This window comes from Bartonella sp. HY406 (assembly GCF_025449315.1).
Lineage (GTDB): Bacteria > Pseudomonadota > Alphaproteobacteria > Rhizobiales > Rhizobiaceae > HY038.
In genome coordinates, this window is the sequence record NZ_CP104893.1 from 2,024,911 (window position 1) to 2,039,063 (window position 14,153).

Consider the following 14,153-nt stretch of genomic DNA (forward strand, 5'->3'; position numbering starts at 1 on the left):
AAGCCGCGGTCAATGATCCATTGGCCGCTACTTGTGTTGGAAACTTAAATCATCATGATTTTATTTGGTAAATAAGGCAATAAGCCCATCTGAAATAGCCCCTTGCCAAACAATATAATCATGCCCGCCTGCATATTCATGATAAAAATTTTCAATATTTTTTGCCGTTAAAACATGACGCAAATGGCGGTTTGCATCGAGTATGGATGCGGTGCCTCCACTATGTCCCCCTTCAAATAAACCCGCAGATAAAAACACCTTGATATGAGGTTTAGGATTTTTCGAAATTTGGCTCGCTATATATTCATTATCCTTAAGCGGAGCATCCTTTGGATGCCACCAATAAGAACCTGACAGACTTATAACATTGCCAAATAATTGCGGATAACGTAGCGCTGCCGACAGAGCCGCCAATCCACCATAACTTGAGCCTGCCAAAACCGTATGAGATGGCTTTATTGTAAAGCCAGTTTTTTCATGGATAAAAGGTGATAATTCTTTAGCCATAAAGTCGGCAAAATCTGGGTTAGCAGGCAATTCAATTGCTCGCGTTTCCCGATCAGGATTTTCTATAAATACCGCAATGATCGGGCCAATTGCTTTTTGTGCAATCATATTATCTAAAATTTGCGGAAGGTCTACTTTGGTTTGATATTCACGACCATCAAAAACATATAATAATAGTGGCTTACTATTTTGATTGACATTAGGCGATTGGTAAATACTAATAATGCGTTCATTTTTTAAGATATTACTTTTAAAATTATAATTGGTAATTTTCCCTTTTTTTGCACCTTGTTCATGAATAAAGGGTTGGGGTTCGGCACTCGGCAATTCAATGATAGATTCTTGACTATAGGCATCAATCGCATGTGCAGGAAAGTGCCGCAGATTATAAGGATCAGCCTTAGCAGTTGCAATAATCGCCATGCGTTGTTCACGCGCATCACTTTCAATATAAGGAACATCAGCAGCAAGCTGGTAGGTTAGGCGCGTATCGCTTGGCACTTCAAAACTTTTATACCAAAGATCACTTTGGCCAAGGCGCAATAAATCCTCATGATCGCCTGAAGGTGCACCGAATAAGCGAACATTATTTTTGGCACCATAATAAAGAAAGGTCAAAATAAATCTATCGCCTTTCCCTTTTTCAATAAGCGGTGTTCCTTTATGCTTCTGCTGCTGCCAAAATTGCAAAACACTGTCGTTTTCATCGGCAGATTTTGCCAAATTTTTAATTAAAGGACTTAAATAGGTCTCGCTGTCACTTGGTAAAACTGCCTTTGGCTGCGGCGCTAAAAATCGTGCCGTGGCTGAAAAATCTCCCTCATCTAAAATAGATAGTTCAAGCTTAGTTGCCTTATCTAAAATAAAGCGCCGTGATATAGATCCGCTTTGCGCACTGGCAAGTTGGCGCAAAATATTATGATGATCATCAATAATATTAAGCTCAAAGCGGCCTTGTTTGCTTCCAACTTCTAAAATAACGTAATCACCATTTTGAGCTGATAAAGTTAAAATACGACTTTCGCCCTTTTTTAAATATTCATGCAAAAGTAGGTCTTGGCTATGCACTAAAACCGGTAAGGATAAGACCAAAATTGCTGATAACAAAGGTAATGTAATAGCTTTGAACACCATAGCATTTACCATGTCTTTTTAAGGCTGGCGGTAATTGTTCTGCCATCGCCATAAAAACATGCGAAATTATTGGCACATGATGCAACATATTTTTTATTGCCAAGATTTTTGCCATTTATTTGCAAAGACAGTCCTTGTAATTCCGGTTTTATTTCGCCAAAATCGAAGGAAATCATTGCATCAACCAGTAAAGTTGAATCAACCTCAAAGGTGTTTTGATTATCTCCCCAGATTTTACCAATATAGCGCAATCCACCGCCAAGTTTTAAACCCTGCAATTTTGTTTTATTGAAATCATAATTTGCCCATAGGCTTGCTTGATGCTGCGGTATGCGTGATGGTGTTTTGTCAAGCTCGCTTGCTGTAATTGTTTCTTCAATAATTGACTTAACATAGGAATATGAACCAATAAGCGCGAAATTTTGCGTAACCTCACCCCGCGCTGATAATTCAAAACCCTTATTGTGAACTTTACCAATTTGTTGATAAAGAGTTTCAGCTAATTGAGAATTCCATGAGCCTTGAACAATATTTTTTTGGGTTAAATCATAATAAGCAGCTGTCAGGGCTAGTGGTAAGCTATCTGGCACATATTTTATTCCAACCTCAATTTGTCTAGCATCGACAGGATCAAAAGCTGCCTGCCCAGCTTTAGGAGTGGTCAATGATGGTTCAAATGAGGTCGAATAACTAACATAAGGCGAAATACCATTGTCAAAGGCATAAAGTGCGCCCAAACGCCATGTGAAAGCTTTGTCTTTATAGCGATAGTTTTTGTCATTTAAGTAATCATCAATATTGGTATTAGCCCAGTCATAGCGCATACCACCCATGAGATTAAGGCGTCCAAAGGCGCTTTGGTCTTGTAAATAAATTCCTGTTTGGCGTGCTGATAGGTGCTCAAAACTGCTCAAAGGCATATCAATATTATTAAAGTCATAGTCACCATAAATTGGGTCAGTTAATGAGATGGAAGGTACATTGCGATTACGTTGCCAAACGTAACTGCGCTTACGATAGCGGCTATCAATGCCAGCTAAAATTATATGCTCAAAATCACCTGTGTTGAATTTTGCTTGAAGTTGATTATCACCCGCAAATTGCTTCCACTCGTCGCGGCCAGAGGAGGCAACCCTTGATATGAGTGTATTTAATCCTGTTTGCGGATCATTCATTAATGAACCCCAAACCAATAGGTTTTGGTCCATTTTAATTTCATGGTAGCGAATTTTTTGGCGGACAGTAAATATATCATTGAACTCATGTTCAAATTCATAACCTACCCATGCTTGCTGCCTTTTAAAACGTTCAAAACTAGGATCAGATACAAAAAAATTACGCGGCACATAACCATAGCCATTAATCGGCTTTACAGTACCGGCAGCTTCTAAAAAGTTTCGAAAGCCTGCTTTGGGTTCATATTGGTAGCCAGATAAGATTGTTAAGGTCGTTTGGGCATTTGGTTCCCAGCGAAGTGAAGGTGCTATTGCAAAGCCTTTTCTTCGGGCAAATTGCTCTTGTAGATCTGTTGTAAACCCCGTGCCAACTAAGCGATAAGAAAAATGACTATCCTTAGTAACCTTATCGCTAAGGTCAAACGACAATCCATAAGCATCTCGATTGCCAATGGATAATTCCATTTCACGTAAAGGCATATCGGTTGGTTTTTTGGATATAGCATTAACGAGACCACCGGGATTGGTTTGCCCGTATAAAACGGAACTAGGCCCCGAAATTAACTCCACTCTTTCAAGTAAATATGGATTTATTTGCGCATAGGAAGAATCCCCCGATAGTAATAGCCCATCAAGATAAATTGGCACATATGAAAAACCGCGCACAAAAACTTCATCGCGCAGATTAGAGGCGCCACGATATTCGGCAAAAACGCCTGGGGAATATCTTAATGCTTCAGCAACCGATTGCACCGCTTGATCTTGCATTTGTTGATTTGTCACAATGTTGATAGTTTGTGGCGTTTTACTAATCGGCATATCGGTCTTCATGGCCGACGTGCTTTGGCGCGCCACATAGGTTTTAACACCATCATCGCTTTCGCTATTAATAACAATTGTATCAAGTGCTTGATTATTTTCTGAATTTTCTTGTGCTTTTGATATTGCCGCAAAACTACAGCTTATTGCTAGAGCGACCACTAAGGCTGACATATGTCGAAGATTTTTGACGCGATTTATATTCTGTTTCATCTTTTACCCCGATCTATTTCCTGACTTATCAGAAACTTGATCAAACTTGATTGACTTTATCAAGTATAAGCGTAAAGTTTACACCGTCACCCAAATATTATTGTTCGCAGGCGGCAAATAATTATTCAATAACGGCATTGGCTCATGAATTTTGTAAAAAAAGTGCCACAGCATATTTTTGTAGGTAGCCTTAATGGCGTTACATCGTGCAGTTCGGACGAAAATTACCATGAAATTTGGCCGAAATTCATGATAATGGTTTTCTTTACAGGAAGCCAAAAATTTGAAATCGATGGACAATTATTTTGCATTGATGCTGGCAATATTAAAAATAATTCACCAATTACCTTTATGATAAATATTGCACAGTTTAGTCAAATTCGCTTTTTTAATGATAGCCAAATTCCGTTAAAAAAAGTTTTGATCTCTGCGCCTTTACCTTGGGTTGAAACTGTTTTTGACAAAAATGCGCCTGATATGCCTTTGATTACAGATTTTTTACAAGGCCACCTTAATCATTTTTCTTTTGCGCCTAATAATAGAATTATCGCCGCCGCCGAGCAAATTATTACGCCAACCCAATGCGTGAATAGTGAATTGATGAATTTGCGCAATAATACCCTTGGTATGGATATAATTTATGAAGCGTGCACTCATTTTGTTACCAGTAAAAATAGCCAAAATGGTATAAAACCTATCAACAAGCGCGACCAAGACTTGGCAGAAAAAACCCGTGATTTTTTGCTTACACATTTGACCGATTGCTTAACCATGAACGAAATATCAAAGGCTATGGCGGCGAATATATCAAGCCTGCAGCGCTCTTTTAAAGCCCATTATCATGTGACGATTTTTGACTTTATTCGTAAAGAGCGACTGGAAAAAGCCCGAATTCTACTAGAGACCCGCGGCATTGCAGTATCGCAGGCCGCCTATCTTACTGGCTATGATAGCCCGGCAAGTTTTACCACGGCCTTTCGTAAAGAATTTGGCGTAAGCCCTAAATATCACAAATCTTAACTATAAAATAGTTCAGCAATTTTGTGACTTGGAATTGCTATTTTTTTTAAAATAAATTGACTTTTGTTTTGCAGCAAGACAAAAAATTAAATAACTTAATGAGCATAATAGTAAATGAACATCTATCATTTTATTGTTTAGTATTAATTTCAATTGATATTGCGGGAACTCTTATGAATTTTATAAAAAAATTATTTACTAAAAAGGCTTTAACGCAGAAAAATACATTAAAAATCATTGATCAATCTGCACCCAATATTTTCATATTCGATAAAGATATCAAAACAGAAGCGTTAAATATTTTAACATTTCGAGATAATTATCCTCTACTTAAAGAGCAATCCATCATTCGTATGCAGGATTTGCTTAATCAAGCTGAACTGCAAGATTTCAACCGCCAATTGACAATTTTTTGGTTGCTGCATTTGCGCGATAGTTTGGGCATTGATTATAAGCTTTATCAAAGCGATGAAGTCTTTTTACTCTCCAGTCAAAATGAGCGTATCATAAAGCTAACTATGGATTTTTTAAAAAGTGGGCGAGAGCGTGTTTTAAAAGCTTTACCGGGTCTTACAGCAGCCTTTGGCGATCTCCTTTCAATTATGATCAATGAAGGGGAGCAGTATTATAATTATACTGGCAAATATAATAGTGGCAAAGGACAAACAATTTTAAGTGCTGGCGTCTTTATAAAATCGGTGCTACCGCATTTTGTTACCAATGAAACGCAATTAACTTTAGCTGAACCAACCATTATTCACGAAATGACCCATTACCACTTAGCGCACCTTGAATTACCGCTGTGGCTTGATGAAGGGCTTGCGGTTAATGTTGAGCGCGTGATTGCAAAAAACGCGCCACCGGCTGAATATCTTGTTGAACTTTATGAAAAGCATATAGCCTATTGGGACCACCAAACCATTCAAAATTTTTGGTCTGGTGACACCTATAGTCATTCCACTAAAGCAGAACTTGCTTACGATTTGGGGCGCATGCTCGTTTATCATCTTGCAAAGCAAAAACATGCATTTAAACAATTTGTAGAAGACAGCAATCGCTTAGACAGCGGTGCTAAAGCCGCTATGACCCATCTTGACATGACGCTTGGGCAAATTGTTTGCTCATTACTAAACAAGCCCTATAATACGCGCTGGGAACCAAAAGCCTATGATCTGACAATAAGCTATCATTAGCCTTATTTTCATATATTTGTAAAAAAATGCCCCTCACAAAATAAGGGGCATATATTTTTAATTCTTAATTTTAGATTATTTCTTTTCTTCAGCTTCTAGCGCAAAGTTAACATTAATCACTTTACCTAGCCAGGAACCATCACCATCATTTTGCGCACCAATTCCAAATAATAGGCGTTCAATCTTGGCACTTCCTGAAACTTTGGCAATGCCATTATTATTAGTGAAACTAAATGGTACTTCAATTGGCTGGCTCACACCACGAATAGTAATTGTACCTTTGCCAAGGAAATTTTCCCCATTGGCACTAAATTTATCAAGTAAAACACGAATTTCGGGATATTTCGTTGGGTCAAGCCCATCAGGATCCGCAATACTACCCGACACAAAAGAATCTTCATAACTAATTGAACTTGCAACAAGAACGATTTCGGCCTTGGCGTTTTCCAGTTGGTCGGGTGCAAAAGTCACATCAGCATGCCAGTTGCCAACCTTACCTTGTTTTGCTGCGCCGGAAAAATCAAGACTATAGCCAAGTGATGATTTATCCATATTGATAACCCAATTACCAGCATTTGATTGACTGGCAATTGGTGCTGCGCTTGAAGCAGCGCTTTGATTTTCCAATTGATTAATGGTTTGACGTTGTGCAATGATAACGCTAATTAATGCAGGCACAATAACAACCAATAACATAACAGGCCAGCTAAATGCTTTAGCTTTTAAATGCGCAAGACGCTTGGTGGGCAACATACGTGAAAACTCCGCTTGACGGTCAATAAGGGAATGCTTTACTGCACCTGCAACATGTAAAAACAACAAAAAAACAAAGGCGTAGGCAAGCAGCATATGGGCATTTAATGCAAGGTGGGAAAAAGCTTCATTCCGCATAAATGGCAGGTTGGGCCAAGGTAAAGATGGGCTTAAAAATAGGAATGTTGGAATGCGTACTGTGGTTGTAGAAACAACAACCCACCCTAAAAGCGGCACTACAAGCATTAGCCCATAGAAAAAAATACTAACTGCACTTGCTGCCAATGCTTCAATTTTTAACATTGGGCCTTTTTTAGGCGGCTTATTCATCAACCGCCATGCAATACGAGCAAGGGTTAAAAATAATACTAAAAGACCTAGAGTTTTATGCCATTGGAAAACATAAAAGCGTGTACTATCTGAAATGCCGCCAAGACGTACCATTAAGAAACCACCCGCAATATTTAGTAAAATAAGCGCAGCGATAAGCCAATGCAATATCATAGCGCCAGTGCTATAGCCTAAAAGCTTAGTTTGCGAGTGATTTGACATGGTCAAAATATCCTATAGATGCAATTTTAAAAAGCCACAGATTAATTGTGGTTATTAAAATTAGGATATACCCTATTTCAAACGAATAATAAGTGCGTTTTTTGTGAACAATATGTCAACATAGCTTATATTATTTCTAAAAAAACCGAAAATAGTCAGCAATTAAATGTACAATAAAAAGGCTTGTCTTAATAAATGGTGCCATGCCACTGTTATTCACAAGCGGCATTCTTTCATAACGCTTTTTTGTAAAATATTTGAGGTAGACAATAAAAATCTAGCCTTCACTGCGCTCTTTTTCAAATTCATAAACGCGCCGATCGGTGAAGTTTTTACGTTCATCTACAATGGGTTGAATAATATCACGCAATTGCGGCTCACGAATAAGCATGTCATCCAACTCGCCCAATTCATTCATCGCAATTAAGCGCAATACATCATCACGAATTTCGCCAGTTTCACTGCGCGGTAACGTTGTAACTGGCTGCACTGCCTCAACCTTTTGGCCTTTTAAAAGATTGCGGATTTGCTTTTCGTCAAGATTATCAGTTTCGGCAAAGACATAAAGACCAACGCCCTTTGCAGGCAATGAATAGACCGAAATTGCCACGTCTTTAATGTCAGGATTATCAGCTAAAACGGCGCGAATTTCTGGCCCTTGCGATTGCAAGCGATCGCCAGTGCCTTCACCATCAGACCAGTTGAATAGCCCCTTTGTCACAAAATTATAAACTTTTTTACCCGTTGCCAACCAAAGGGCTGAAGGCCATGACCGTTTACGCAAAATGCGCCACTCGGTAGGTGTCATCAAATCTGGTGCAAAGCTGCGCTTTTGCTTGATAAGGTGGCGAAAATCTTCATAGGCCAAATAACGGTAAAACGCACCGCGCCGCTTATGAAAGCTTGCTAATTGAAAATCAATTAAGGATGCATTGCCCTCTGGCGTCATCAACCAGTTTTGCGGTTTGGCTAGATCATTATGGGTGACGCCAATGCGGCGCAAATCGCGTAATATTTTATGGCCAGTTTTATAAAAATGCTTTGTGTCAGGGCGGGCAAGATGCAATGGTGTACCTTCACTCCAAGAACGGTAAAGCCCATGCTTATCGACTGCAATAAGCTGCGGTACACCAGTAAGACCGCGTATATTATGCAATGCCTTAATTTCACGCTTTGCTAAAATCCATGCCAAAGGTCGTGACCACCATGGCGAAGCGGTAACAATACGGCGTACAATGCGTGTTTCAGGATCACCGGTAAAATAGCCAACCCGTGTTTCGGAAAAAACATCGCGCTTTAAAACAGCAGTCACATTGAAATCATTTAGCGAACTTGCATTTTTAAGCGGATTAATTGGACGGGTACTATCTTCAAAATCTTCCATAACTACTCAACAAACAACCAAATGATTCATCATATTGCGGCACTTTTTCGCTGCCACCATTTTGTAAAACAGGACATAATGATGCCTTATAATGCAAACAATGAAAATAATATAGACCAATAAAGTTTTTATAATCATAAATTCATTAAAACAAAGCTAGATATTTATTGTATAATTGGATTTATTTTTTAAAATAGCCAAAGCTACAAGACGTAAAGCCGATGATAAGTTGATATTGGTTGGCCGTTGATCATCAATTATGCGCACCATTTGGGCAAAGGGTATCTGTCTTAACCGTGCCTCACTCTTCAAAATATCTAAAAATGGATTTTCCAATGAAAAGCTGGTTGAATGGCCAGCTAAGTTTATCGATATTTTACGTAAAGTTGCATCTTGCCAATTGATAAATTCATCAAAATTTGCATCAATTGGGTTATGGCTAGCAGATTGGGCTGCCCTCTTATTATCTGGCAACATAAGCAGTTTTCACGTAATCTACGCCTCACATAAAAATTCAATTCTTACTATCATCATGGTGCAGGCGATTATTCTCCAAGAATTGATCTACCTTTTCATGACGGCGCTTATGAAAATTCTTTTCAATTTTAGTTCGCCCATGAATTTGGCGGTTTTCATCTGCTAATTGTTCTTTATTTTTACGCTCTTTTTGTTTTTTGAAAAGACGTAAATTAACAATATCACCCATAACCAATTGTCCAACTGCGATAAAACTCAATTAAACTCTATATGACCACAAAACTAATTATTTCTTACGGAAAGAATCAAGCGAAACAACATCGGCTGAAGCTTTTTCCTTACTTTCACTGGCAATATTATTTTCAGCTTTTTCTAATGTTTCAGTCGCAGGCTTTTCAGGTGCTTTAATAGTGATAACCGGAACAGTTACGCCATCTTCTGTTTCAATCATCACCTCCTCTTCATCATTATCAAGACTAGAGATAACCAATTCAGGAAGATCAAATGAGGCTTCAAATGCAGCCGCAGGATCATAAAAGCCCTGCACAGCAATAAAAGGAATTTTTATATATTCTGGCACATCGCCGAAAGATAAAGTGACGCTAAACTCTTTATCATCGACCTTTAAATCCCAAAATTGATTTTGCAAAACAATTGTCATCTGTTCGGGATAACGCTCTTTCAAGCGCTTGGAAATTTCAACGCCGGGCATATTGGTTAAAAAGGTAATGAAAAAATGGTGTTCACCTGGCAAACCAGATTTTGCCACTTCGGTCAGTACACTGCGGATAACATTGCGTAATGCATCCTGCACAAGCACTTCATAATGGATACGATCTGTTGCCATTTGCGACTCTTCTTTCAAAACTTTTCCTGCCTAGTATATAGACAGAACATTGCATAATTAAAAATTTTTTTAAAGCGACAAATTATCTTAACGCACGTTTTTGTTAGCCGAAGAAAATCAAACTTTCAACTAAAAAGTACCGATTAAAATTTAGAGGTTAACTAACTTATAGCTCTTTTTAAGGGCTATTTATAGCAAATAATAAGGATAAATTTGCAACCATCATTAAAATGAAGATTTTTAAATCATCTATAAATAGGTTTACTTACCATCAGCATGTTTAAAGTCATTGACAATACATTTTAGACATTATCTCGCAAAAAGCAATTATATCAAATCAAGCATATTGATGGATAAACAATATCTAATATTAAAAATGAAGAATTTGAAAGTGAAGGCTTCTGTTGCCAGGTGCCTCCGAACCCCGCTTATACCTGCGACGGCATAAGACTTAATTTGAAGCTATCGCACTGCATTAAGCAGCGAGACGTGCCTCCGCGTAATTGTCATTTGCAACTACTACTTTAGCCCGATAACGGTGGTACAATGCCGAGTGAAAGATCAATCTTTACGCCCTTGTCGATCCTATTTCGCCCCCATCATAAAGCGGACAACAACTAAAATGCTAATTGTCCGATTTATGGTGGAGGCGCCGGGTACCGCCCCCGGGTCCAATAGGTTTATTACAAAGCCCATTTATCACCATAGCCCCTTATAGAGGCAATCTCTATATAAGAGAAAATTTAGGCAAAGAAAAGACCAAAGACAAAATTATTTTGAAGTCCTTAAATTTAGGTCTAAACTAGCGTAAATATTGGGTAAAAGATGCTAAATCATCGCGTATTTGCGTTAAAGCAAAACCAAGCAAATTCTCACCACGCCAAAATTTAGGGTTATCGACATTTTCATCACTTTCTTGAAGCCCTATACCCCAAACCTTATCATAAGGACTTGCCTCCACCAAAATACGACTGCTTGTTGAAAGGATAAAATCTAATAAGGGCTTATTTTGCAAAAATTTATAATAATTGCCATTGCTCACAATCGAATATTTGAACCTATCCCAAACACTCTCATCAAATCCACGGACGCCACGCCCCAAAGCCTTAATTGATTTTGGATCTTTGTTCGCCATAATCAATAGTCGCATGTCTTCATCGCCAAATAGCCGCGCTTTTGCCGCCATCATATATTGCTCCATGCAGCAAAATTTTTCACCACTAATGGTAAATTCGTCAATCCACCATTGGCTAAAACAAGACTTGGTTATAAGTGCATTGGCGGCTGGGCGATGTCCCCAAAAGAATAAGAACTTTTGTTTTTTAGCACTTTGACCAATTGTTTTAACAGTCAAATGAGATTTTCGAAATTTTTGCCAATTAAAGACCCTATAGTCATTATGAATAAGATAATCCTCATCATGATTTGGGTCCCCTTGTTGATAAATATTACGCAAGGGCAAAGGCGGATAAAAACGCTTTTCATAAGCTTGCCGCTGATCTATTGGCAAGGAATTTAACCAGCCAATAAACTCAACTAATTCTGCTTTGCTGCTCTCTTGCTCAAAAGCCATGCCTTTTTTGAGTAGCCATGGCGGTTGATTTACAAATGGCGACATAATTATTCCAATCTTTTCTTCAACCCACCAAATTTTAAAAGACAAATTTATAATAATTTATATGCGATACAACTAGTTTTTTTAAGCTGATAGCTATTCTGATGGTAGCAGAATCGTATGAGAATATATAAAGTTTTGCAATCTTATAAATTAGAGTAAATGATTTCATGCAGACTTATCTTGATCTTCTTTCCCATGTCATCGATACTGGCACGGATAAATCCGACCGCACCGGAACGGGTACACGCTCAGTCTTTGGCTATCAAATGCGTTTTGATTTGAATCAGGGCTTTCCTCTTCTTACAACCAAAAAGCTGCATTTAAGATCAATAATTTATGAGCTTTTATGGTTTTTAAAAGGCGACACTAATATTGCGTGGCTTAAAGAAAACCGCGTTTCTATTTGGGATGAATGGGCTGATGAAAATGGTGATCTTGGTCCAGTTTACGGCTACCAATGGCGTTCATGGCCAGCACCCGATGGCCGCCATATAGACCAGATTAGCAATCTTATCCATATGATCAAGACCAATCCAGATTCTCGCCGGTTAATTGTTTCGGCTTGGAACCCTGCCCTAGTTGACGAAATGGCTTTGCCGCCTTGCCATTGCTTATTTCAATTTTATGTAGCAAATGGCCGTCTTTCTTGCCAGCTTTACCAACGCTCGGCCGATATTTTTCTTGGCGTTCCCTTTAATATTGCGTCCTATGCATTGCTTACCATGATGATCGCCCAGGTGACGGGGCTTCAACTGGGTGAATTTATCCATAGTTTTGGTGATGCCCATCTTTATTCCAACCATTTTGACCAAGCCAAAGAGCAATTAAGCCGCACGCCAACCGCTTTGCCGAAAATGAATATTAATAAAAATATCCATGATCTATTTGCTTTCCAATTTGAGGATTTCACGTTGGAAGATTATATTGCCCAACCAACAATCAAGGCGCCAATTGCAGTTTAAAAAGGTCATTAAATCATGGATATTAGTATTATTGTAGCAGTTGCGCAAAATGGTGTCATTGGTTTTGATAATGATATGCCATGGCGGCTATCAACTGATTTAAAGCGTTTTAAAACCCACACCCTTGGTAAACCGATCATTATGGGGCGCAAAACTTGGGACTCGATTGGCCGGCCCTTACCGGGGCGGGAAAATATTGTTATTAGCCGTGATGCCAAGTTTAAAGCAAGTGGAGCAACTAGCGTCACCAATTTTGATGACGCTAAAACTATTGCAATTAAAGCGGCAAAAGCTAGTGATATTAATGAAATTTTTGTCATTGGCGGCGGGGAGATTTTTAAAATTGCTATGCCTTTTGTCACCCGCATTTATTTGACTGAAATATTAAGCACTATTGATGGCGACACGTTTTTTGAACTTCCAGATTTAACCAATTGGCAAACTATTGAAACATTTGATGTTGCAGCAGGCGAAAAAGACAGCCACCCTACCCGCTTTACCATTTTTGAGCGATAGCTAAGCTTTTAAAACTGCTTTGATTGAGCATGAACAAAATGGCGGATTGCGGTTGTTAAAAACACTGTAAACCCGCTAGCAATTGCTTCATAACGAGCAATAAAATCAGGATGATTTTCATAACTATCGGCCAGTGCAAGATAGGCATCACAAGGCGCTTCACAACGCCATTGTTTTAAGACCCACGCCCAATGCTGAGAAATTAACTTTTGAACATTTGCGGCATCAGGCTTTTGTTTATTTTTAAAACTATTTGCAAGCGCAGTTTCAATAAACTGCAATTCTTGCATTGTTTCTTGATTAAAAATCTCGCCGTTGTTATTTTCTGGCATAGAATTTTTTATAATTTTGCTAGCCTCTTTTCCGTAGTATTCAATCAATTGGCTTTCATATTCAGCTTGTTTGTCAGGTTCAATATAACCAGAATATAAATCTATTATTTTCAAATCTTTATCTCCTTCTAGTGCTTCAAGCGTTGCGTGAACGGATTGAAGCATTTTTTGAAAAGATGCTATTTTTTCAACCAGTAACTTCTTTTGCCCTTGCAATAGTTCAACTTGGTTATTTCCATCCAAAAGCTGTTTAATGGTTGCAAGGCTGAGATCCATTTGGCGATAAATTATAATTTGTTGCAAACGCACTAATTCATATTGGGAATAGAACCGATAACCATTAGCTCCCACATGGCAAGGCTTTAACAAGCCAAAGGCATCATAATAATGTAATGTCCGTACCGACACCCCCGATAATTGCCCAATTTTTTTAACACTATAAAGCGCACAATCCCTTTTTACTTTTTTCATAAAAAGCCCCTAGATAAATAATAAAGCTAACCAAACCGATTTGGATTATATCTTGGCATAAGCTTGCTTTAATCGCTGTTTTTCACTGCATAAGCTTTTGTAAATGATTACGTAAGGTGAGAGTCAAGCATAAAAAAACACCCTTTCATAAAATGAAAAGGTGTTTTTAAATCTATTTTT

13 protein-coding genes and 1 other RNA gene are annotated in these 14,153 nt (G+C 38.4%); 4 read left to right on the plus strand and 10 right to left on the minus strand.

Translation table 11 applies throughout. The features are described 5' to 3' along the window. Positions 1-60 precede the first annotated feature (60 nt). Positions 61-1,641 (minus strand): alpha/beta hydrolase-fold protein, encoded by a 1,581-nt coding sequence (locus N6B01_RS08580; RefSeq protein ID WP_262078297.1) that lies wholly within the window; start codon positions 1,639-1,641, stop codon positions 61-63. Between the two features lie 5 nt (positions 1,642-1,646). After that, positions 1,647-3,848 (minus strand): TonB-dependent siderophore receptor, encoded by a 2,202-nt coding sequence (locus tag N6B01_RS08585; RefSeq protein WP_262078298.1) that lies wholly within the window; start codon positions 3,846-3,848, stop codon positions 1,647-1,649. Positions 3,849-3,992: 144 nt separating this feature from the next. Here N6B01_RS08585 and N6B01_RS08590 point away from each other — a divergent pair, with 144 nt between their 5' ends. Both N6B01_RS08590 and N6B01_RS08595 read left to right on the plus strand, forming a co-directional pair. Beyond that, positions 3,993-4,868: a helix-turn-helix transcriptional regulator gene (locus N6B01_RS08590; RefSeq protein ID WP_262078299.1), complete on the plus strand. Its 876-nt coding sequence runs from the start codon at positions 3,993-3,995 to the stop codon at positions 4,866-4,868. Positions 4,869-5,041: 173 nt separating this feature from the next. Continuing rightward, complete coding sequence (locus N6B01_RS08595) at positions 5,042-6,061, plus strand: hypothetical protein (RefSeq protein WP_262078300.1); 1,020 nt, start codon at positions 5,042-5,044, stop codon at positions 6,059-6,061. Positions 6,062-6,136: 75 nt separating this feature from the next. Here N6B01_RS08595 and N6B01_RS08600 read toward each other — a convergent pair whose 3' ends face one another. From N6B01_RS08600 to N6B01_RS08630, 7 genes are all read right to left on the minus strand, one after another. Then, positions 6,137-7,366 carry a cytochrome b/b6 domain-containing protein gene (locus tag N6B01_RS08600; protein WP_262078301.1) on the minus strand — a complete coding sequence of 410 codons (1,230 nt, stop codon included), beginning with the start codon at positions 7,364-7,366 and terminating at the stop codon, positions 6,137-6,139. 277 nt (positions 7,367-7,643) lie between these two features. Then, complete coding sequence (locus tag N6B01_RS08605; RefSeq protein WP_262078302.1) at positions 7,644-8,750, minus strand: serine/threonine protein kinase; 1,107 nt, start codon at positions 8,748-8,750, stop codon at positions 7,644-7,646. Between the two features lie 156 nt (positions 8,751-8,906). Next, a complete protein-coding gene (locus N6B01_RS08610; RefSeq protein WP_315973309.1) occupies positions 8,907-9,227 on the minus strand; it encodes a ribbon-helix-helix domain-containing protein in 321 nt (106 codons plus the stop codon). A 37-nt stretch (positions 9,228-9,264) separates the two neighbouring features. Next, positions 9,265-9,456, minus strand: coding sequence for a DUF4169 family protein (locus tag N6B01_RS08615; RefSeq protein WP_262080625.1), 192 nt, complete (start codon positions 9,454-9,456; stop codon positions 9,265-9,267). Between the two features lie 57 nt (positions 9,457-9,513). Beyond that, on the minus strand, positions 9,514-10,074 hold the full coding sequence (locus N6B01_RS08620; protein WP_262078303.1) for an SspB family protein: 561 nt from the start codon (positions 10,072-10,074) through the stop codon (positions 9,514-9,516). A 390-nt stretch (positions 10,075-10,464) separates the two neighbouring features. Next, positions 10,465-10,835: a transfer-messenger RNA gene (gene ssrA / locus N6B01_RS08625) on the minus strand. A gap of 41 nt (positions 10,836-10,876) precedes the next feature. Next, positions 10,877-11,692: a riboflavin biosynthesis intermediates N-glycosidase gene (locus tag N6B01_RS08630; protein ID WP_262078304.1), complete on the minus strand. Its 816-nt coding sequence runs from the start codon at positions 11,690-11,692 to the stop codon at positions 10,877-10,879. Positions 11,693-11,859: 167 nt separating this feature from the next. Here N6B01_RS08630 and N6B01_RS08635 point away from each other — a divergent pair, with 167 nt between their 5' ends. Together N6B01_RS08635 and N6B01_RS08640 are read left to right on the plus strand one after the other, a co-directional pair. Further along, entirely contained in the window at positions 11,860-12,654 is a 795-nt protein-coding gene (locus tag N6B01_RS08635) for a thymidylate synthase (protein ID WP_262078305.1), read from the plus strand. 15 nt (positions 12,655-12,669) lie between these two features. After that, a complete protein-coding gene (locus N6B01_RS08640; RefSeq protein WP_262078306.1) occupies positions 12,670-13,170 on the plus strand; it encodes a dihydrofolate reductase in 501 nt (166 codons plus the stop codon). An 8-nt stretch (positions 13,171-13,178) separates the two neighbouring features. Here the strand turns inward: N6B01_RS08640 and N6B01_RS08645 are convergent, their stop codons facing one another. Continuing rightward, entirely contained in the window at positions 13,179-13,973 is a 795-nt protein-coding gene (locus N6B01_RS08645) for a MerR family transcriptional regulator (RefSeq protein ID WP_262078307.1), read from the minus strand. Between the last annotated feature and the right edge of the window lie 180 nt (positions 13,974-14,153).